The organism is Pelomonas dachongensis (assembly GCF_043555865.1).
Taxonomy (GTDB): Bacteria; Pseudomonadota; Gammaproteobacteria; order Burkholderiales; family Burkholderiaceae_C; genus Pelomonas; species Pelomonas dachongensis.
Genome location: NZ_JBIGHY010000003.1, coordinates 314,404 through 338,334 on the forward strand (window position 1 = coordinate 314,404; position 23,931 = coordinate 338,334).

Annotated in this window: 1 protein-coding gene (only partly in view); it reads right to left on the reverse strand. The window is 69.1% G+C overall.

The annotated features are described in order from the left end of the window. Positions 1-23,931, reverse strand: the 3' portion of a protein-coding gene (locus ACG02S_RS10660) for a calcium-binding protein (protein WP_394470431.1). The gene runs 11,802 nt beyond the window's last position; only the last 23,931 of its 35,733 coding nucleotides appear in the window; its start codon lies beyond the right edge, outside the window; the stop codon is at positions 1-3.

The window sequence follows — 23,931 nt, forward strand, 5'->3', positions numbered from 1 at the left end:
TCATTTGCCACCCACGAGCGACTGCCACTGGGCCTTGGCACGCGCTTCCAGCTCCTTGAGCCACGCATCGCCCGAGGCGTTCGCCCGCTCCAGTTCGGCTTGGGCGATCTCCGCGGCTGTCTTGGGCAACACCGCCGCAACGGTCGTCGAACCGAGCTGCCCCTGACCGTCGGCCAGCAGCGCCATGGCCGCCACCGGGGTGACTGCGCCGTTGCCGGCCTGGATGCTCCGGACCTGCTCTGCCGCGGTCACCACGAACGGGTTGACGCCGGCCGGCGTGGGCACCGCCGTGCCGGGCAGCACCCGCACGACCATCGCTTGCTCGACGCTGGCGCTGGCGCCGTTGCTGGTTTCGGCACTGGTGACTCGCACGGTCAGCGACAGGCTGCCCGTGAAGCCCGCCGCCGGTGTGACCGAGAGCTGGGTCCAATCCCAGCCGGCCAGGTCGACCGGGCCGCCAGCGGTCACGCTGCGTGCGCCGTCGCTGAGTAAAACGCCCGCGGGCAAGCCCAGCAAGGTCACGCTCAACGTTTCCTGGCCGGTGGTGTCGGTTGACGTTGCCAGGATCCGGGGCAGCGCGATGACGGTGTCGGCCAGGCCGTACACCACCGCCGCGCCCGTGGGCAGCGTCTCGATCAGGCGGATGTCGTCGATGTTTGCCGAGCGTTGCGGCACGCCGCCGCCCGCCACCACATCGCCGCCCTCCAGCACGATGGCGATGCGGCGAACCTGGCCGTTGCCCTCGAACTTGAAGCTGAGCGATTCCCAGTTCAGTGCCGTGGCCAGGCTGGTGCCGGCGTGGCCACCCACCTTGACGCCGTCGACGTAGATGCCGATGGCGGTACCCGCGATGGGGAAGCCCAGGCCGCCCGCGTAGTCCAGGCTCAGCGTGTAGATGGCGCCCTGGATGGTGTCGACGCTGTGCTCGATGCCCGGTGTCTGGTAGGCCAGGCCGGCGCGGCTGTTGCGCAGCGTCAGCCACTGACCCCCGTTGCCTGCCATCGGTTGCACGACGACCTGGTTGCCGCCGTAGGTCATCACGCGGTCACCCGCAGCCTGGATCTCGAAGGCGCCCGTCTTGCTTGACGCCGTCGATGTGACGGTCCAGCCCTCCAGCGCCGGGCCGGCCACGATGGTGGCGGCCGTGTTCACGTTGGCCGGCGTCTCCCAGCCGGTCGCAAGCAGTTCACGGCTGACCACCACGTCACGCGGGTTCAACGTCAGCGTCGGGGCGTCGGCGACCGCGACGAACCCGGCCGTCAGCACCTGCGTGGTCGTGGCGTACGCGCCGGTCGCGCCTTCGATGGCTGTGGCCTGCAGCTGCAGGGCCACGCTGCCGTTGAAGTCGCGCGGCGGCGTCACGACGAGGGCTTCGAGCTGCCAGCCGGCGAGGTTGACCGAGCGCTGCGCGGCCGACGGCGTGAAGCTGCGCGTGCCGTCGCTGAGCGTGAAACCGTCTGGCAAGCCTGTCAGCGTCAACACCAGCGTCTCGGAGCCGTCGTTGTCGACCAGGCTGGCGACGATGGCGTGCAGTGCCAGCGCCACGTCTTCCAGCCCGGTGGCGGTGTTGCCGCCCGTGATGGTCAGCGTCGGCAGGTCGGCCACGGCAGCGATGTCGATGACCAAGCTGGCCGCCGGGCTGTACAGCGCGCCGTCGAAGGCCTTGAAGGCGAGGCGGGCGTAATGCGCCTGGCCGTTGCCCACACCCGAGCCGAAGTAGCCCGCGCCACCCGAGGCGTTGGCGGCTGGCACGAAGCGCAGGCCGCGTGCCGCGAGGCCCGTCTGGCTGAAGCGCTCGCCCACCACGACCGCCGCCCAGCTGCCGTCGACCTGCTCGCGCTGCAGCATGCCGTCGACCGGCAGGGCCGTGATCTCGACCTGCAGCAGGTCGGGCCCGCTGTCCGGGTCGACCACCGCGAAGTGCGCCCAGGTCAGCGCGAGTGCCTCATCCTCGGTGCCGGTGGCCTGGCTGTCGGCGGCCGTCGGCGCCGCGTTGGGCGTGCCGTCGTTGCTGACGGTGATGGCCACGGTGACGACGTTGGAATCGGCCTGGCCGTCGCTGACGCGATAGCTGAAGCTGTCTGCCCCGGCGAAGCCGCTGGCGGCCTTGTAGCTGAAGCTGCCGTCGGCCAGCACCAGCAGCACGCCATGCGCAGGACCACTGACCACCGAGGCGGTCAGCAGATCGCCATCGACATCGAACGCCGAGCTGAGCGGGTTCATCACCACGGTCTGGCCGGCGGGGGTCGCGAGGCTGCGGCCGGTCAGGGTCGGGGCGTCGTTGACCGGTCGCACCGTCAGCGTCACAGTGGCCATGTTGCTGGGCTGGCCGTCGATGACGAAGCGGTAGCTGAAACTGTCGGTGCCGTTGAAATCGGCAAACGGCACGTAGCTGAACTGGCCGTTGGCCAGCAGCGTCAAGGTGCCGTGCGCAGGGCCGTCCACCTGCTCGATGACGACGCTGGCCGCACCCGGCACCAGGTCGTTGGCGAGCACATCGAGTGTCGCTGCGGTGTCCTCATCGAGCGCCGCGGTGTCGCCCACCGCCAGCGCATCGGCCACCAGCTGCACGTCGCGCACGGTCATCGTGCTGGTCTGTCCGGCAAAGCCGAGCAGATCAAAGCTCAGCAGCACGGCCTTGCCGGCCAACTCTGGCGCCAACGTGACGAAGTACGTCGCACTGCCATCGACATTGACTTGCTTGCGCACCGTGCTGGCCAGGCGCTCGCGGCCATTCGTCTGCAGGTTCAGCAGCGCGTCCGAACCCGACAGGTCGATACGGCCGGCCAGCGGCAGGCCGGTGGTGGCGTCCAGCAACGCCACTTCGAAGGCGTCCATCGGCCCCATCGTGTTGGCCAGCAGGTGCGAGGCCTCGAGCGTGAAGCTCAGCAGCTTGTCGCGGGCGCCCAGTGTGAACACCTGCGACAGCTGGGCCTGGCGCGTGGCCGATTCGCCCAGCACGGCCTTGCCCTCCTGAATGACGACGTTGCCACGCACGCTCCAGCCGGCGGCATCGGTCAGGTCGCCACCACGCAGCGTCGCGTTTACCGGCAGGCCAGCGGCGAAGCTGGGGGCGGCGGCGCTGGCCGCTGCGACGGCGACAGCCTGGCGCTCGGTGCCGACCGGCGACGCGGCGGCCACGCCGGCTGCCGTGTGCTGCGTCACCGGTGGCGCGCCGAAATAGGCGTTCTGGCTGGCCAGCGCCTGCATGTAGCGGATCAGGCTGTCCACCTGCTGGTGGGTCAGCTTCTCTTCACGGTCTCCGCGGTTCAGCGCCAGGTGCAGCAGCTGGTTCACCTCGTCCGAACGCTGGCGCGAGTTGGCCTCGGCCATGAAGGTCGGCGTGGGCACGAGGACCTGCGGCCGGCCGCCGGCGTCGAGCTTGTACTCGTCGGGCAGGCCCAGGCTGTGCCCCAGCTCATGCGCGAACAACCAGCCGAAATAGCGGCCCAGCGCGACCATGCGCTGGTGGCGGTCCTCGATACCGCCCACCAGCTCCAGGCCTTGTCGCAGCGCGGCCGGCACGGAGACGAACGGGGCATCGCCGAACGCAGTGCCGTTCTGCTGCTGGTTGATCAGCCGGCTCAGCACGTATTCCTTGCTGCGGATGCTGTGCTCGTTGGTGACGGCGCCGCTGCCGGAGGTCAGCAGCGTGCCCATCTGCTGGGTGGCGAAGTCCCAGCCCGAGCGACCCGCCTCGCCCGCGTGACCGGCGATGCCGGATACCAGGCCGATGTTGGTGGTGCGCGCAGCGGTCGGGGCGTCCAGGTTGCCGGCGCTGACGAAGGAGAAGTCGATGGAGCGGTAGTAGATGTCGCGCAGGTAGATGCCGCCGTTCGGGCCGAGCGATTCCTTCACGCCGCTGGCAAGCGTTGCCAGATCGCCGGCGCCGAGGTCGGCGGGCAGCTTGTCAGCCAGGCCGGCGAGCAGGTTGTAGACGGCGAGGTCATCGCCACTCAGCGAAGCCACGGCATCGGTCTCGGTGTGCGCCAGCGCCGCCGCATTCAAAACCAGGGCACCGAGCTGTCCGAGATCAACGTTGACTTGCTGCGTCGCGCGCACGTCCACCCGCACCTTGGCGCTGAAGTAGGTCTGGTTGTTCAGCCTGAAATTCAGCGTGCTCTCGATGCGGCCACGGTCCTGCGCTGTCGAGACCAGCGTCAGCGTGGTCGTCGTTTCCACCGTCTTGACCTGCCAGCGGCCATCGCTCTCGATGACGACGCCATCGGGGTTGTGGATCCTCACCGTGCGGGTGTCGCCGGCACGCAGCGTCATGCCGGTCAGCACGCCGTCGATCTGGTTCAGGTTGGTCAGCTCGCCGAAGTAGTAGGTGCGCAACGTGACGGCGCCCGCGTCCACAGCACCGTCGGGCGTGCTGCGGGTGGCGTCGAAGCGCATCAGGCCGGACAGCAGCACGGCGTCGAACTCCGCGCCCCACTTCTGGCGCGCCTCGTCCGTCAGGCGCGCGGTGACGTCCAGCGTTGCCGACGCGCCGGCCGCCAGCGTGCGACCGCTGAACAGCTGCTTCTCGCCGCTGGCCACCGCGTCAGAAGGGCCACTGCTGCTGCTCGCCAGATGCAGGTACTCGTTGGCCAGCGCGGTGCCGCTGTAGGTCAGCGTGTCGCTGCTGCCATTCTTCAGCGTCAGCTGATGCTGGTTGGCGCGATAGAAGTCGCCCGGCCTGGACCAGGCCAGCGCCTCGTCGGCATCGACGGAGGCACTGGTGGGCCGGTCGTGCAGGAAGATGGTCTGGTCCTCGGCCTGTCCACTGGTCTCGGTGAGGCTCAGCGAGGCGCCGAGGCGGATGTTGTCGATCACCACCTCGTCACCAGCCGCCAGCGCCTTGCGCTCGCCGGTGACGTAGTCGGTGTTGACCAGCTCGAAGCGCAGCTTGACCGCCTGGCTGGACTGGCCACGCACGCTGTCCGGGATCCGCAGGTTGAACATCGCCTTGCCGTCCGGCAGGCCTGCCAGGCTGACCGGGTCCAGCAGCGTGACCCTCTCGGTGCCGTCGGCGGCCAGCGTGATGACGCTCACCTGAAGCTGCGGCGCGCTGTAGGGCGCCCGCTCGGCCAGTTCGACCTGGAAGCTCAGCATCTGGTCGTTGCGCTGCAGGCTCATCCAGTTGTGGGTCAGCTGGCCGTAGTCAGCATCGAGCTGGAAACCCCACTCCGCCACCTTCTCCAGCGTGAGGCCGAAGTCGCCCACCTCTTGGGCGAGGCCAAGGTCTGTCTTGAAGTACTCATGGTCGACCAGCTTCTGGCCGATCAGCTCGCTGACGGCCTGGATGAGCTTGCTGCCCACCTCCATCACCTTGGCCAGCTCGCCCACCACCTCGCCGACCACGTAGTCGCGCGCGAACTCCGCCGCCTGTGCCGCACGGACAGCGTTCGCCAGACTGCCCAGCATGAAGTTGTCGCCGTACACGATCTTGTAGCGCGCCAGCGTGCGCTCGAAGTCCGCCTTCTCCTTCGCGCCAAGCGCGTCCAGCCGCGTCTGGTCGACACCCTTGAACACCAGTCGCAAGGCCTGCTGGTCATCCTTGTAGTCCGGGTTGCGCGCGTCGTTGGCGTCCAGCAGCGCATTGCCGTTGTGGAAGGACCAGCCCGGCAGTTCGTAGGTCGTCATGAAGCGGCCGAAGAACGGCCGGATGCTGGATTGGAAGTCACCGTTGAACACGCTCGGGGCCGCTGAGCCCTTGGCGCCGAACTCGGTGTTGTCCATGTCCACGTCGACGCGCTGGCCCAGCCCGTCGGTGGGCCGCTCGTCGGCGCCGCCGCCCAGGCGCGTGAAGAAGAAGCCCGCACCCACGCCCTCCCAGGTGTCGGCAATTTCCTTCTTCTTCTCCGCCTCGGCAGCGATGCCGGACTTCTGCGGCGTACCGGTGATGACGGCGCCAACCAGCTCGTCCAGGCGCTGCAGATACCAGGGCGACTGTTCCTTGCCGTACCAGGCCGGGTCCAGGACCTGGCTGACGAGGTTCTTCAGGAACAGCGGCACCTCGGGGCGGTTGCGCTCGTAAGCACCATCCGCACGACGCTTGATGATCCAGTCCCGGCCGGACGGCGCCGTCGTGCCCTGGATGTCTCCGGCGCCGAAATACTGCTGGCTGGCCGTGATGGTGCCCGCATACCAGGCATGTGGCCGGGAGTGCGTCTCGGCCTTGGAGCCTGCGATGGGCACCTCGTCGTCCACCGTGAAACCCTTCAGGCCTGTCAGGTTGAAGTCGATGTCGAAGCCGTTGTGTGGCCGCCCGGGTCGCTGGCCCGCCAGCGAGGTGCCGTTGGGCGTCACCGTGTTGCCGGGTGCGGCCTTCTCGTCGGCCACCAGCTGGTAGTAGTTGTCGGCAAAGTTGACGCCGGACCAAGCCTGCACGTCGGGGTCGAAGAACTCGGCGAAGTCGATGTTCTTCAGCCCCAGCTTGCCCGGGTCCATCTCGGTCAGCTGCTTGAGCTTGATGGCCAGGTCGGCCGCCTTGCCGGCCTTGCCGGCGAGCTTGAGCAGCGTGTCCTGCACGACCTTGGCCACATTGGCTTCCATGTCGGCGCTGTTGATGCCCAGGGAGGTCAGCAGGCCACTGATACCCAGCCCCTGCATCAGGCTCTCCACCGGCAGGTCGACCAGACCGGCCAGCGCGGCCGAGAAGTACTGTCCCTGTTCCAGGTTGCCCAGGATCTTGGACAGCGCCTGTTCCATGATCAGCGAGTCCTGCTTGAAGTCGTGCGGGTCCAGCGTCGTGACCTGCAGATCGACCGGACGCGGCATGCCGTGCTTCTCGACGCCCAGCAGGATGCGCTGGCTCAGCTCCGAGTTGACGACGGTGCCGCGGCTGTGGCCGATCAGGTGCAGGTTGCCGTTGAGCAGCTTGCCACCGCTCAGCGTGTGGGCACTCAGCAACGATGCGTAGATCGCGTCGGCGGCGGCCTCCGCAAAACCCGAGTCGCTGAGGCCGGACTCCAGCACCCAGTCGGGCACCAGCGCCACCGGTTTACCGGCCGCCAGCGCGTCCTTCAGCTCCATGAACGGCGCGCCGCTGTCGGGGTCCAACACGGTCCACTTGCTGGTGTCCTTGTCGTAGCGGTAGGCATAGCCGCGCTGGTCGCGCGCGATCTGGCGCGCCAGCTCGGCCGACGCCGTGGCGCTGGGGTCCGTGCGCGTGCCGTTCATGAACGACGAGGCCGCATCGGTGCCCGACAGCAGCGGCGGTTGGTAGCCGTGCGTGACGATGGTGACCGAGCTGCCGGTGAAGCCCGCCTGCTCGTAGGCGCGCTTGACGGTGAAGGGCTGCGACGCTGTGACCTTGGTGCCGTTTGCCAGCACTGCCTCGGCGGCCCACCAGTATTGCTGGCCGGCCGTGAGCTTGAAGTTGGCGTAGGCTTCCAGCTCGGCGAAATCCTTGAACGTGAACACCTCACCGGCCTTCAGGCTCTCGCTGCCGGGCAACAGTTCCTTGGTGGTGAGGATGCGCTGATCGTGTGCCGGACCCTTGTCCCGCGGCTGACCTTCGATGACACCGCCATGCCAGTCGGGCAGCATGGGCTTGTCGCTCGGGAACAGGCCTTCGCCGGGCCCGAAGGAGCTGACGTAGATGCGCAGCGAGTTGAGGTCACGCGTCGCCTTCAGCTCGAACACCGGCCGCGAGTCGGCATTGATCAGCGGGCTGATCAGCTGCAGGTCGCCGTTGTTGGCGATGCTGTCCACCGCCCATGACTTCAGCAGTGGCTCGTCGCCGCCGGTCTCGCTGGCGGGCAGGCTGGTGTAGCGCTTGGGCAGCAGGCCCTCTACGCCCAGCCCGATGGGCTTGCGCAGGTCGGTGTGCTGCGTGGACGCCACGATCAGGCCTGGCACGTTGAACTCGTACAGCGCCGAGAAGAAGCGGCTGTAGTAGCCGTCGTCCGGGCCGCCGTACTCCTCGGTCATCGCGGTGGCCCACAGGCGGGTGCCGTCAGCCGAGAGGGACAGACTCTCCAGGCTGGCGCCCTCGATGGGCGTCGTCGAGCCCAGATACTTCGGGTTGGGGCCGAAAGGGTCCTTGATGATGCCTATCTTGCCGCCGACCTGCTTGTTGGCCAGCAAGCCGTCCATGAAGCCGATCTCATCGAAGATGTGGTTGTAGTCGGCGACGAAGGCGTACTGGCCGTCCGCGCTGACCACCACCCCGGCCGACCGCTGCACGTTCGGCATGAACGACGTGTACTTGCCGGTCGAGGGGTCCTGGAATCTGTTGTTCCACCACTGACTCTCGCCGGGCTTCAGGTAGGGCGCGGCGATGACAGGGTCGTTCCACGCCGCGGTCTCTTCGTCGCGCGACACGGTGAATGCCGCGAAGCCCTTGTTGTAGGCCTGCGTCGTGCTCAGCACGAACTGGCCGTCCTGCGGACCGTTGTCGATGTAGTAGGGCAGCTGGCCGGTGCGCGCCTCGACGTTGCCGAAGTCCAGCACCTTGACGTCGGCCGCATCGACACGCAACGCCGTGTCCGCGCCCAGCGTCGCCTCCAGCTGAGCGTCGTGGGCGTCCTGCATGGCCTCGAGGTCGATGACGTAGACGCCCCCCTTCTCGCGGCCGGCGAAGCCGAAACGGGTGAAGCGGTCCACCGGTGCCGTGATGGCCAGGTAGCGGCCGGCGCTGACAGCCAGGTCGAGGAAGCCATTGGGGCCCGGCGGCAGGTTGGCCGGCAGCATCAGCTGCTGCACCTGATCCATGAAGCGCGGATCCTTGCCGTTGATGTTCACGCGCAGCAGGCGCGGCGTGCCGGCCATGCCGTAGCCACTCCCCTCGGCCACGTAGAGCCAGTCGCCCGCGACGGCCAGCGACGTGATGTTGGTCGTCGCGTCGCCCACGTCCAGCGTGTAGGTCAGCTTGCGCGTGACCATGTCGATCATGTAGACCTTGCCGGCGCCAGCGACGAACAGCTCGCGATGGTTGGGGCCGTAGACCAGCGCGTCGGTCTTGGTGCCGGTCAGGTAGCCCGGCAGCGACACCGCATCAGCCAGCACCTTCAGCGTCTCGGCCGTGTCCGGCGGCGGCAGGTTGCCGTTCTCGTCCGGATGCAGGCCGAAGCTGTCCGTGAATTGCACCGTGGTGCGGTCCAGCACGACGCCCAGCTCGCGCTGCGGCTTGAACTCCACGCGGTTGCTGGGGTTGCCGCTGAACAAGCCGAACAGCCCGCCGCCCGCGCCATCACGTGCCGGTTCGTCGAACACGCGCTGCACCCACACCTCGTGCAGGCCGAGCGCGACGCCGTCCGGCACCTTGAAAGTGACGCTGCTCACATCGCTTCTCAGCACCTCCATGAAGCCGTAGTACAGGCCGCGGTCCGGCTGCGCCGTCATCTCGTCCAGCGCGCTGCCGACCGGCTTCAGCCGCACCTGCAGGCGGGTCTGCATGCCGACCAGCGTGAAGCCGCTGCCATGCAGCTTGAAGACGTTGGACTCCAGCTGCTCCAAGCGCGTGATGCTCGGGTCGGTCAGCAGAAGCGGCGGCGGTGCGCTGACGTCGATGCTCAGCTTGTCGCCGTCCATGCGACTGACACCGGTCTGCGAGTACTGCGCCGTCGTCGTGAAGGTCTTGAGATGGAAGGTCGTGATCGGCAGCATGGACATCAGTCCGATCGCCACCGAGCTGCCGCCCGGCATCGCCGAGACGCTCATCGCCATGTTGTACTGGGCGAACCACAGCATCTGCCAGTTGGCGTCCAGCGCGACGAACCGGGTCTCGGACGCACCGGTCTTCGGGTCCTTGCTGGTGCGACGGGCGGACACGAGGTAGTCGCCGCCGGCCGTCACGCCCGGATAGGGCGGGCTGGCGGTGCGGCCCATGCCGTCGGCGCCGATGTGGCCGTTGTCGACCACCCACCAGGTGTCCTGCACCGTGCCGTCGGCCAATGTGATGCTGCCGCGCCGCAGGATGAGGATCTCGTACTCGGCCGGGTTCAGGCCCTGCGCGTTCACGGCCAGCTGGATGGGCTGGGTGCTGCGCTCGGCGCCGATGTCCAGGTGGAAGCCAGCCAGCACCTCGAAGCCGTCGAAGCTGGGCGCCGCCAGCGGCAGGTTGTCCAGGTCCAGATCGCGCACGCTGACCTGGCGCTTCGCGTCGAACGCGCCGGCGGCAATCGCCACCTGCACGCCACCCGCCGTTTGCAGCACGGCACCGCCGCCGTCGACCTCGATGGCCTGCGCACCGGCCACCGTCGGCGCCGCGACATGCACCGTCAGCTCCACCTGACCGGACTTGTGCAGCACGTAGATGCGGGTGGTGCCCGCCGCCTTGGCCTTGATCAGACCTTCACGCGTCACCTCGACGACGCGGTCGTCACCCACCACATAGCGGGTGTAGATCGAATCGGCCAGGCTCACGTCGCCCAGCACGCCCGTCAGCTTGATCTGGCGCTGCCCGCCGCCGTCGACGCCCGGCGCCACCAGCGTGACCGAGCCGGGGTAGAGGTCCAGCCCGCCAAGCGCGATGGCCAGCGTCGCCTCGCTGGGCCCGTCGATCTCGAAGCTGCGCACGCCCTTCAGGTCTCCGCGCTGGGCCACGACGTGGCCCCAGCCGCTGCTCCGACCGGCCAGCAGGGTGTCACCGGGCGTGGTGATCACCGCGGCAGCACCTTCGTGCCAGTTCTTGACGCTCCACTGCAGGTAATTCCCCGTCAGCGCCACGCCCTTCTCGTCGGCAAAGTCGCCGTAGGCCTGCAGCTGGCGTGTCTCGCCGGAGCGCAGCGGGCCCATGTCGACGATGTTGATCGCCAGCAGCGCCGCCGAGCTGACGTTGAACTGCAGCACGATGGGGCCGCTGGAGCCCCAGCCGTCGTCGGCCTCGATGGTGACGGCGGCCGCGCCGGCATAGCCCGGCTCCGGCTTGAACAGCAGCGTGCGGCCATCGGCCGCCAGTTGCGCCGTGCCGTGGGTCGCGCCAATGACACGCCAGAACACGCTGTCGCCTTCGCGGTCGAGCGCGACGTTGTCGAGCGCCAGCCACTTGCTGAGGTCGGTGTGCGTGAGCACCGGCGTGGCGCCGGCCGCGCTGACCGGCGCGAGATTGGCGCGCCAGCCGTAGTTGGCGTACAGCACCTGGCGGTCGGTGTCGTTGGCCGTGCCGTCGCCGTTCAGGTCGACGCCCAAGGCCGCGAAGGCGGTGGAGTCGCTGCCGTCGATGCGGCCGTCGCGGTTCAGGTCGCCGGCAATGCTGACCTGGATGCTGGCCGCCCCGTTGCCGGTCAGCGTCAGCAACTTCAGGCCGGCCTCGGTCACGCGCACCAGCGTGACGGTCTTGCCGCCGTTGGCCACCTGGCCCAGCAAGGTGGCGCCCTCGATGGCCAGGCTCGTGCCGGCCGCGGTTTCGATGGCGTAGACGATCGCACCTGCGGCGCCGGGCGCCTTGATGGTGCTGGCGAGTTCGCTGTCGCGCACGACGAAGCTGAAGCGCGCGGGCGTGCCGGTGTTCAGCGTGCCGCTCCAGGCGTTGTTGGGCGTGGCCGTACTGGCCAGCCAGCCCGCCGCCGTGCCGAACTGGGCCGTGATGGGCTCGCTGATGACGCTGCCGTCGGCGTGGTAGCCGATGCTCAGGTTCAGGTTGCCGTCGCCATACAGGCTGCGCGCCAGTGCGAGGCGGCCGGTGCTGTCGTAGCGGTAGACGATGGCCGCGTCGGCCGTCGCCGTCTGGCGGCCGACCACGCGCTCGATGCGGCCCTGGCTGTCGCGCTCGAAGACGAGCCTCGCGTTCGGGTCGCTGCTGCCAACGAGAGCCACGCCCGCGTCGGACACCAGCCACTGCTGGCCGTCAGCAAAGCGCACGCTCTGCACCTGGCCGCGCGCATCGAGCCTGTAGCTGGTGCCGTCAGGGCCGGTCAGCAGATAGGCCGTCGGCTGCCACGGCAGGCCGGTGACGCGGTCCAGCAGGCGCTGGCCCTGGGGCAGCAGCGCGACGGGCATGGTCGGGTCCGCGTTGACCACCGACAGGCTCCAGCCCGCCGTGCTGCCCGTGAAGACCGGGCGCTGCACCAGCGGCGAGGTCGGGTCGCTGGACAGCGGCGTGCTGGTGGTGCCGAGCGTGAAGCTCAGGTACTCGGTGGCCGCGTTGGCGGCGGACAGGCTGGTGGGCAGCTGCAGCCAGACGCGCGCGCCCAGCGTCCAGGCGGCGGCCGCGCCGAGGGCGTCGCTGCCGGCCTGGTCGTGGCTGAGGCGGGTGTCCAGCAGCGGCAGCGTCCAGTTGCCGAAGTCACCGGTGCCGTTGACGTCCAGGCTGCGGGTCAGCGCGAGGTCGTGGTTGCCGAGGCGGAAGACCGCGTCGGTGGCCTGGGCCTGCACGAGCTGCTTGGCGGTCGAGTCGACCAGGATTCGGGTGGTGATCTCGGTCGTACGGCCGGCCAGGTCCCAGCCGCGCAGGCGCAGCTGGTAGACGCCGTTGGCCCAACGCGCGGGGTCCAGCGTCGCCAGCGTCAGGTCGCCGTTGGCGGCGGCGGCGCCGAAGTCGACCGACGCCAGCGTGCGCCAGGCGGACTCATCCAGGCGGTCGCCATTGGACGGTGCGGCTTCGAGCACATAACCCATCAACTGCAGGTCGGCCACGCGGGCGGTCAGCGTGGTGGCGCTGCCGATGACGGCGGGGGCGAGGCCGCCCGTGTCCAGCGCGCCGGTGAAGGCCAGCGTCGGCGCGGTCGCGTCCAGCGGGTCGCGCACGCGCACGGTCTGCGTCGTCGTGGCCGAGAAGCCGTCGGCATCGACGGCCGTCACGCGCAGCTCGATGAGGCCGGGCTGACTGGGCGTGATGCGCACGCGGCCGAGGCCGTCCAGCGTGACCGGCACCCAATCGGCCTGACCGATGCCTGCGCCACGCGCCTGCACCGTGATGCTGGCGATGGGGCTGAAGGCGTCGGCGCGCACGGTGGCGAGCACGACCTGGCCGGGCAGCACAGGGCTGCTGGGCGTCAGGTTGACGAGCAGCTTGGGTGCGTTGGCGCTGGCGTCGGCAACGACGCGCAGCACGAAGCTGTTGGTGGTCGTGTTCTTGCCGTCGCTGACCATGGCCAGCACGGTGAAGTCGCCCACTTGGCCGGGGCCGGGCGTCCAGTTCAGGCGGCCGGAGGCGGCGTCATAGGCCGCGCCCTCGGGCAGGCCGATGAAGCTGACGGCGAGTGCGGCCGTCTGGGCCGCGCCGTCGGCGTCGAACAGGCGCATCGCACCGGCCGGGGCTGCTGAGCCCTTGACGACCGGCAGCGAGAAGCTCTGGCCCACCAGCAGCGCTCGGCTGGCGGTGCTGATCTGCGGTGACTGGTTCACGTCGAAGACGCGCACCTGCACCGTGCGCGTGACGGTGGCCGTGCCGTCCGTCGCGCTGAAGTTGAAGGTGTAGGCCCGCGTGTCAGCGGTCGCGTTGTCGACGATGTCGGCGCCGGGCGTCCATTCGAAGTAGCCGGTTGCAGCGTCGAAGAACACACCGCTGGGCATGTCGGCGTCGTAGATCAGCGCCAGCTGCGCGGCGTCGTTGTCGCCATCGGTGGTGCGCAAGTTGAACGACAGCGTCTGGCCCTCGGGCACCAGTTGCAGCGGCATCGGGATCAGCACCGGCGCCTGGTTGACGTTGGCGACGACGATCTCGACGTCGCGCGTGAAGCTGGCGGCGCCGTCGCTGGCCGTCAGCTTGAGCAGGTAGCGGCCGGGCGCGGCGCCATTCTGGTTGTCACTCTGCGCGGCGAAGAGGCCGGGCGTCCAGCGCAGCTGCAGGCGGGTCTGGCCGCCACTGCCGGCGCTGGGCACCAGCAGCATGCCGGCAGGCAAGCCTTGCACGGTCCAGTGCAGCAGGTCGAGGTCGGCATCAAGACCGGACAGGTCGATGGCCAGCGGCGAGCCTTCGTCGACCTTGACGACGGTGCGCGTGCCGGCGAGCGGGTCGCCCTGCACCGTGCCACCGGTGGCTGCGACGGCAAACAGCGTCGGCGCGGCGTTGGCCGCGCGCACGATGATGCGCAGGTCCTTGACGGAGGTGCTGGGCACCGGTGGGTTCAGCGGGTCGACGACATAGCCGGCGTCGGCCGGCGGCAGGCCCGAGTCGGTGACGGCCAGGCTGATGTCGAAGTTGCCCGTCAGCCCGGCGGCCGGCGCCCACACCAGCGTGGCGTGGCCGTAGCGCGGGTCGCTCTCGATGCGCGCGCCTGCGGGCAGGTTGGTCGCGGCGTAGGTCAGCGCGTCCTGGTCCATGTCCGAGACGAGGATGGGCACGCGCAGCTCGGTGCCGGCCACGGCGACGACCTGCGTCGGCAGCGTGATGACGGGCGCCTCGCTGGGGCTCTTGACGGTGACGACGAAGCTCCTGGCCGTGGCCAGCACCTGGTTCACGTCGCCATCGCCGTTGTCCTGCGCAACGACCGTCAGCATGTAGTCGCCGCGATGGCCCGCGCCGGGCGCGAAGCGGATGACGCCGGTCAGGCGGCCGGCGCTGTTCAGGGTCTGCCTGTAGGTGGCAAAGCTGGGCAGGCCGCTAACGGTCAATGTCAGCGGGTTGCCGTCGGCGTCCAGCGCTTCCAGCGGGATCTCCAGCACCGCGCCGCGGTCGACGAAGGCATTGGTGAGGTTGCCGATCTCGGGCGCGCGGTTGGCGTTGGCGACGACGATGGGCAGCGTGATCTGGCTGGTCAGCGGCGTGCCTGTGCCATTGCCGTCATCGGTGGCCTTGACGGTCACGTAGTAGGTGCCGGCCTGGGCGTAGCCCGGCGTCCAGATCAGCTCCAGCGTCTCCTCGTCGAAGCTCGCACCCGGCGGCAGGCCGGTGACGGTGTAGCTGACGCTGCTCGTGGCGCCCGCGGGCCCGCTGGCCTCGCCGCCGGGTGTCAGACGGACCTTGGGCTCAAAGGTCGGGTTGTCGGGGTCGAAAGCGAACACGCTGATGCGCAGCGGCTGGCCTTCCAGCACGGCCCAGGTCTGTACCGGGTCGAAGACCGGCGCGCCGTTGGCGTTGCGCACGTCGAACTTGAGTTCGCGCTTCACGGCGGTGACGTACTTGCTGCCGTCCGCCGCGGTGAAGGTGGCGATCAGCGTGACCGGCAGCGTCAACACGCCTGCCTGCGCATAGCCCGGCGTCCAGGCCAGCCAGCCGGTGTCGGCGTCCAGCGTGGCGCCGCCGGGCAGCGCCTCCGCGCTCCACTTCAGCGTGACGCGGCTGCCGTCGGCTTGCAGCAGGCCGCCCGGCACGGCGCCGGGCAGTTGCAGGCCAAAGCGGTCGCCTTCGCGCAGCACCTGGGCTTCAAGCCCGGGGAAGATCGGCGCGGGGTAGCCTTGCTTGACGGTCAGGTTGAAGCGGCGCTGCACCTCGTGTTTGCCGTCACTGGCAACAACGGTGATGTCCTTGTAAACGCCCGCCTGGTCGTAGCCCGGCGTCCAGCTGAGGATGCCGGTGGCCGCATCGAAGAAGGCGCCGGCCGGCAGGTTGCGCACGAGGATCGTGACGGTGTCGCCGTCCTCGTCGCTGGCCAGCAGCGGCAGTTGCAGGCTGTCGCCTTCTTCCAGCGTCAGGTTCTGCACGGCGTCGACCACCGGCACGTGGTTCGCGCCGGCCACGTCGAGCGTGAAGCGGCGCAGCGCAACGCCACCGCGGCTGTCGATGACGCGCAGCAGGATCTGGTTGTCGCTGCGGTCGGTGGCGCGCGGCGTCCAGTGCAGCTTGGCATGGTTGCCATAGCCGCTGGCGCTGCTTTCCACCCGCGGATCCTGCGTGATGCCCATGCCTGAAGGCCCGCTGACCAGCTCCCAGTAGAACAGGCGGCCATCAATGTCCCGGGCACCCAGTTCGACACTCCAGTCCATGCCTGCTGTGGCGGCCGGCAGCGCGACGGTGGCGAGGTCCAGGCTGCCGTCGGCCTTGATCTGCCCCAGCACCGGCGGCGTGTTGTCGTAGGGCAGTGCGTAGACGCCATGGCCCAGGTTGGCCTTGACGATCTGGCCCGAGCCCGGCGTGGTGCCGAAGCTGCTCGCCGGGCGCACGGTGACCGTGCGGTTGGACAAGGTCTCGCCGGTCTTCAACGGCCGGCCCTGCAGCGCGGCCGTCAGGTCCAGCACCCACAGCTCAGCCAGGGCGCCGTCGCCCTGGGCGGCGCCGAGGATGCTGTCGCCGAAGTAGCGGCCCGGGTCCAGCAGCAGCATCAGCGGACCCTTAAGGTCGTCCACGCCGATGTTGGTGATGTTGACGTCGTAGCTGATGGCGCCGGTGAGGCGGTCGGCGCGGGTGTCGGCGAACTCCAGCCGCACGAGGTTGGAGATGTCGGTGACGGCCGTGAAGACCAGGCCCCAGGCTTCGCCCAGCGTGACCTGGGCGCTGCTGCGCACCGTGTTGACGATCTCGACGCGCCAGCCGCCGGCCGGCAGGTTGGGCAGCGTCAGGATGACGCTCTTGCTCGCCGCGTCCCAGCGCACGCTCTCGGGCGTGAGGATCAGGTGGCTGTTGGCGCCGGTGGCGATGAGGCTGTAGTTCTTCGGGTTCAGCACCGAGGACGCAACCGTGGTGTCGGCACCATCCGCGCCCGTCCACATCGCCTGGTCGAAGCTGATGGCCAGCTGCGTCAGCGGCAGCGGCACCAGGGCGCCGTCGGCGACGCTGGCGGCCACGACCTTGGGCGCCTTGATGGGCGCGAGCTCGTCGATGCGATTCGTCTGCGCGACCAGCACGCGGCCGTCGGCCGTGGCGACGATGCTCTCGCCGCGCGTGCCGCCTTCGGCGAGCTTGAGGCTGCGGCGGCTTTGCAGCTCGATGGCCCAGACCGCGCTCGTGTGCGCGACGGCCGTGCTGCCGTCTGCCGCCACAGGCCGCTGCGCCGTGTTGCTGCTGGCCAGCAACAGGCCGGCCAGGCCGGTTCCAGCCTGGCCGAAGCTGATGCTGTCGACCAGACCGGGCAGGCGGTATTCCAGCTCGGCGCGGCCCACGGTGCGGCCGCTCATCGGGAAGCTGACGATGTCGGTCGTCGCCTCGGGCAGCGCGCCCTTCACATCACTGCCGGTCCAGCGCACCGCCCACAGGCGGCCGTCCGGCCCGAAGGCGAGGTCGCCGACGCGGGTGTTGCTGAAGTGCTTCCAGGTCTGGGCGGCGCTGGTGGCCTTGGGGTCGAAGATCTCGACGCCGTTGCCGCTGGCCACATAGATAAGGCCGGTGCCGGGCTGGATGGCCAGCGCATGCGTCAGCGGCTCGCCCGCCGGTGCGTGGGTGCGGCTGATGACGGCGCCACTGGCGGCGTCGACCAGCAGCAGCTCGGCGCCGGTCATGACCCACAGGTTGCCGACGGCATCCACGGCCATATCGAGCACGGCGGTGGCGGTCGTGAACAGCGGCTGCACGGAGCGGCCGCCCTCCTTGGCGAAACGGAAGACCTGGTTGCGCTCGGCGCCCGCGCTGGCCAGCACCGAGCCGTCGGCCAGCTCGACCATGGCGAGCGCGCCGATGGCGCCCTGGCTGGCGCCGAACCCGCTGGCAAAGCCGCGCAGTTGCAGCGGCGCGAGCACCGATTGCAGGTCGCTGCCGAGACCACCGAGGGCCGGCGTGATGACGAAGCCGGGCAGCCGCTGCGCGGCTTGCGCGAACAGGTCGCTGGGGCTGTAGTTGCGGTCGGGTGCGGCGGCTGGCAGTTCGCCGGTCTGATCGAGCGTGTCAGTGACGCCCAGGCCTTGCTGGGCCTCGGTGCGGCTGCCGTCGTCGGGCAGCACGGCATTGCTTATGCTGGCAGCCTCGCGGTTGCCGGCGTTGTCGGTGGCGACGGCCAGGAACTCGTAGGTCTTGCCGGCCTGGCCCGCGAAGATGGCCGTGCTCTCGGCCCCGGCCACCTGCTTCTGCCAGATCCTGAAGTCGCCGCCGTCCTCGGCGACGTAGACGGTGACGTGCTTGACGCCGGCCGCGTCGTCCACGGCCTTCCAGTTCAGCTTGTAGGTGGGCTGGCCGGCGGCGTTGTTGCCGTTGCTGGCCACGGTCAGCGTCGTCACGGGTGCATCGGCGTCCAGCGTGTGGCTGATGGCCGAGCTGACGATGGGCGGCGTGGCGTCGAAGAACACGCGGGCCGACGCGCTGATGTTGGCACCGCTTTGCGCCGTGTCGCTGGCGCTGATCGTGTAGCTGGCGAAACCGCCGGTGGCCTTGCCATTCGCGTCCGGCGGCAGCAGGCCGCGCTGCGGGTCGCGCAGCACCTCGCCGGTGTCGGGGTCGATGGCCTGCAGCAGCCAGGTGGCCACGCGGGCCTCGGCATCGATGCCGGCGCTGACGCGCAGCACATAGCCCTTGCCCGGCGCGCCGGTGAAATCGAAGTCGCCCTGGAAGACGGCCTGGCCGGCGGGCACATGGATGTTGATGTCGCCGATCTTCAGGTCGCCCAGGCGCAGGCTGCGCGCGTCGAGGTCGGGGTCGATGGCCGTCACGAGACGGATTTCTCCCACGGCGGCGCTGGTGGGGTTGTTGAAGCTGATCGTGTACGGCAGCGCGTAGTCGGTCGGGATGTAGGTGGACCCGTTGGCTGCGGGCAGGGCCTGCGGGCCGCGCACGCTGACGGCAGCGCCGGCGTTGGCCTGCGCCTGCGCGGCCTGCTGCAGGTAGTTGGTGAGGTTGAGCGCCTGCGGGCCGACGGGGCGGAACTCGGCGTCCAGCACGCCGATGTGGCGCAGGTATTCCAGCTCGGCGCGGTTGCCGGCGAAGACGTCGAAACTGATGAAGTGGGTGGACTGGCCCGCGTGCTGGTCGTAGTCGGCCGGATTGGGCGCCACGGGCACCGGCACCTCGACGGTGACCTCGTCGGACACGCGGATTTCCTCGTAGTCGACCGGCGCATGTGCGGCATTGCGGTCACCGGCGTACTTGGCCGTGTCGCCGTACCACTGCTGCACCTTGGCGAAGAAGCCGAGCAGGTCGTTCTGCGTGCGGTAGCTCTCACCGGCCTTGGCCATCAGGATGCCGGTGGCCAGCGTCGCGTTCAGGCTCAGCACCAGCTCGTCGCTGCGGATGGCTGGGGCCTGGCCCTCGGGGCGCAGCAGCCCAGCGGCTTCCAGCGCGCCCAGCCAGCCCTTGACCCACTGCGCCTCGTCTGCCGCCAGCACGGCCAGCGTGTTGGGCGCGGTGGTGTCGGCCAGGATGGCCGCGCGCAGCCGCTTGGCGTGGGCGGTCTGGTCGGCGATGAATTCGGCGCGGGTCAGCGTCGTCACGCTGGCCAGCGTGTCGAAGCGGAAGGGCATCGCCAGCGCCTCTTCCTTGGTGATGTGCACCTCGGGGTCGGTGGACAGGAACTTGGCGGTCAGCCCCGGCGAGATCTTGTTCAGGCCGGTGACGCCCTCGTCGAGGATGCCGGCGGCCTTCCAGTCCGGACGGATGGCGTAGAGCTTGTCGCGCAGTCCTTCGAAGTCGTAGTTGATCCACTCCTGCAGGCCGGGGTAGGTCTGCACCTTGAACGTGGCGCCGGCAAAGCCATTCGCGGCCAGGTCGAAGGCATAGCCGGGCGCGAGGTTCCATCCGTTCGTGTTGGTCATGCCGTCCAGCGCGGCCCAGGGCACGTCGGCGCGCACGCCGGTGGTGGGCGTGGTGCCGTACTGCTGGTTGTTGCCGTCGCCAGCCGCGACGGCGCCGTCGGGCCTGCCGCCCACGTTGGTGCCGAACACCACGTAGGGCAGGTTCAGGCCTTCCAGCACGTACTTGCTATTGCCCATGTCGGTGGCGCCGACGTCGAAGCGCACATAGGGCGTGTCGACGTTGGTCAGGCTCTGCAGGCTGACGCTGTAGGTCGCCGCGTCGCCCGGCTCGATGTTGCGCGGGCCGCCGACGCCGATGGCGGCGTCGACCTCGATCATGCGTTCGACCAGGTAGCGGTAGGGCTCGACGACGCGCGAGCCGTCGGGGTTGGTGACGACGACGTCGTACAGGCCCAGCGGCACATGGCGCAGGTCGAAGACGGCGCGGATGCGGGTGGCGTCCAGGACTTGCCAGCGCTCGGGTTCGATCTCGAACTCTCCCGGGCGTGCCAGCTTGACCAGCGCGCCCGCCGCGAAGCGGGCGCCCTCAATGTCCATCGTCACCCAGCGGTGGTCGTCGTTGCCGACGCCGCCCTGGTCGGGCGTGACCTTGGTGATGGACAGCGGCAGCAGGTCGGCGCGCAGCGTCACCGGCGTCGCATTGCTGCCCTGGCGGGCGCGCACCAGGATGTAGTAGTCGCCGGCCTTGGTGGTGGGCACCACCAGCGTCTGGTCTGGCGAGACCGGGTTGCTGTAGGCCACGTCGAAGGCGCTGCCGGTGGGCACGTCGTTCCAGCGGATGTAGACCTCGTTGGCGCCGGCGGCGGCGGTCGAGTCGAGCAGCACACGCAGCGTCTCGCCGGCGCCGACGCTGACCTTGTAGACCTGGGTCTGGCCGGTGGTCAGCGTGGTGGCGAGCGTCTGCGCGACGGTCAGCACCGGCACGGTGACGTTCAGCGTCGCGCCCGAGGCGCTGCGGTTGTTGGCCTCGCCGGGCGGCAGGTTCAGGCCGGTGTCGGTGTAGGTGATGCGGCCTTCAAAGACCTCGTTGTAGAGGTCCGGGCGCACGATGACGCGCCAGCCGCCGTCCTTGAGCGCCGGCAGCTTGGTGGTGAGCTTGGCGGTGTAGGTGCCGTCCTGGTTCAAGTCGCCGACATGGGCGACCTTGCCGAGCAGGATGTCGTTCAGGTCCCAGGCGTTGTCGGCCGACAGGTAGAGCGCATCGGTCCAGCGGCCGTAGGCGGGGTTGATGGAGGTGTTCTGGATCGTGAAGACGATCTCGACCTCGTCGCCCACCTTGGCGCTGGGCGGCACGATGACGTTGGTGACGACCAGGTCGGCCGGCGGCGGCGTCTCGATGCGCATGGGCTGGATGGCCGCCGCGTTGTTGTTGTCGTCCTTGCCGAACTCCAGCACCTGGCCGGTCTCGCCACTGCTCCAGATGCGGGCCGGGTCGGTCACCACGAAGACGTAGTAAGGCCCTTCGAGGTCGCGCGGCGCGGTGTAGGTCAGGCTGCCGGTGTAGCTGGCGCCGGCGGCCAGGCCGCCGCCATGCTGCACATAGCCGAGGTAGCGGTCCTTGTTCAGGTCCAGGAAGCGGTCCTTGGACAGGTAGACCATGTCGTACCACGTGCCCTGGTCGACCGGTGTCTTGCCGCCCAGGTTCTCGACCTTGTAGGAGACCGTGAAGTTCTGGCCGGCGATGACGGCGTCGGGCGCCGTGACGCTGGTGACCTGCAGGTCGGGCGGCGCGGCCAGCGTGATGGGCAACGCGATCTGCGCGGTGTTGTTGGCCTCGTCCTGAAACTCCAGCACGCCGTTGGCACCGCTTTCCTCGATGACCGTCAGCCCGGCGCGGATGGAGCTGGGCACCTGGCTGCGGAAGTCCTTGAAGACGCCGGTGTCGGCCTTGACGATGAGCTTGAAGTCGCCGCTGATCGAGGTCGGGATCGCGAAGGTCGCGCTCTGCGTGTAGCTCTCGCCCGGCTTCAGGAAACGTGGCTTGCCGAGCGCGTCGGTCAGGTAGACCTGGCGGGCGCGCAGCAGCACTTCGGCCTCGCTGCCACGGTCCACCAGCGGGTAGTCGCTCGGGTCCAGCGTCGCGTCGCGCGACAGGTAGACGCCGTCGAACCAGCCCGGCACGCGGGTATCGCGCGTGCCGCGGTTGGTGACCGTCCAGGTCGCGGTGATCGTGTCGCCCGAGCCCGGGTTGGGGTTGTCGACCGAGATCTGGTCGATCTGCAGGTCGGGCTCGCGGTAGACGATGTTCAGCGTGCCCTGGCCCAGGTTGTTGTCGCGGCGCTCGCCTTCGAAGACCGAGGTGGTGTAGTAGATGTTGCGCGTGTAGGCGTTGTAGTCGCTGTGCGGCGTGGGAGGCGCGACGATCTCGTCTTGCGACTGGTAGCGCGGGTCGGTGCTTTCGCCACCGCCCAGCTGGGGCGCTAGCGACTCGGGGGAGTGCTTGCCGTCCGCCATCACGTAGATGTAGTAGACGCCGTCGGTGCCCGGCGGCAGCTTGACGACGGCGCTGGCGGTGTAGCTTTCACCTGTGCCAAGCGTCGTCGTGTTGCTGTGCACGACCGAGCCGATCTGCGTGGCGCGGTGCGGGATGAAGGTCGGGTCGGGGCTGACCCAGATGTTGTCCAGCCAGCCCTTGGTGCCGCTCCACACGGCGGCGCCGACGTTCTGCACGGTCCAGGTGACGGTGGTGTCTTCGCCGGAGTAGTTGGTCGGCAGCGTCGTGACGTTGGTGACGCGCAGGTCGGCCGGCATGTTGGTGACGCTGGACGCGGCGCGGTTAACGTTGTTGTCCTCCGCCACCTCGGTCACGTCGTTGCGGCCGGTGAAGCTGTAGCCGGCATCGGTCTGCACGACAAGGTAGGCGCCGCTGACCGACGGGCCCAGGTCGACCGTCTGGCTGACGCTGTAGCTCTCGCCATTGCCCAGGGCGCGCTGCTGCTTGAACTCGCCCAGCAGCCAGTAGACCTTGGCCTGCGTCGGGTCGGGGTTGTCCATCAGCCAGACCTTGTCGGTCCAGGCGCCGTCGAAAGCGTCGCCACGGTTCTTCACCGTGTAGTTGAAGGTGTAGCTGCCGGTAGCCACCGCGTTGGTGGGCGCGATGACGCTGGTGACCTGCAGGTCGGGCGGCGTGGTGCCCAGCACGCTTATCGCGCGGGCCTTGTAGTTGTTGTTGTCGATCTGGGTCGGATCGTCGGGATTGATGTTGCTGGAGAGGGTGTCCTCCAGCATCGCGTCGTAGGTGTCGCTCCAGACGGTGACGAAGTAGTTGCCGCTGCGCACGCCATCGGGGATCTGCGCGTTGACCAGGCCGAGGTAGTCCTCGCCGATGGCGAGGTGGCCGGTGTGCGTGACCTGGCCGATCTTGATGTCGCCCTTGCTGGGGTTGGGGCGGGTCTTGTCGACGGTCAGCCAGATGGTGTCGGTCCAGCTGTTGGTCGTCGCGGCATCGCCGCGCGTGGTGGCCGAGCCCTTGTTGGTGACCTTGTAGCGCACCTCGATGCTGGCGCCGTGCACGGCCTGGTCGGGCGCAACGACATCGCTGGTGACGAGGTCGGCGAACGGGATGGGCGTGATGTAGATGCGCTCGGCGCGGACGTTGTTGGCCTCGCTGGGGTACTCGTCGACACGGTTGCCGCCGTCGGCCGCCACGATGATGTAGACGTCGCCGCGGTAGCGGATCGGGATGTCGACACCGTTGACGGTGGTCGTGTACGGGTCGCCGCCCGGGCTCAGCGCCGAGCCGCTGTCGACACGGGCCAGCAGCACGTCGTCGGCGCTGACGATGCCGTCCAGCGACAGGTAGACGTAGTCCTGCCACTGGCCGCTGGTGGCCTCTTGCCCGTAGTTGCCGACCGTGAATTTCAGGCCCAGGCTGGTGCCGGCCGTCACGCTGGCGGGCAGGTCGATGTCGGTGACGCGCAGGTCGGGCCGGTCGTTCAGGCGGACGACGATGGCATCGGTGTCCGTCGTCGTGTTGTTGTTGCGGGCATCGCCGAACTCGTAGACCTGCGGGCTGCCGCTGCTGCCCACCAGGCTGTTGGTGACGACGCGCAGGCGGTAGCCGCCCTCGATCTTGCTGGGCAGGCGGACCTGCTCGGTGCGCGTGTAGCGCAGGCCGGCTTCCAGGCCGCGGTCATAGACGTAGTTGCCCAGCACGACGGTGGAGCCGTTGGGCGCCAGCAGCAGCACGGTGTCCTGCCACTGGCCGGCGGCGCGGGCGATGCCTTGGTTGAGCACCGTCCAAGTGATGTCGACGAGTGCGCCTTCCTGCGCGGTGGCCGGCGCGTCCAGCGCCTCGACGACGAGGTCGGGCGAATCGCTCAGCGTGACCGGCACGGCCAGCGAGCGGCCCACGTTGTTGTTGCCGTAGATGAACTCGTAGGGGCCGCTGGTGGAGACGTTCAGGAACCAGTCGCCCGAGATGCCCTCGGGCAGGCGCACGTTGAT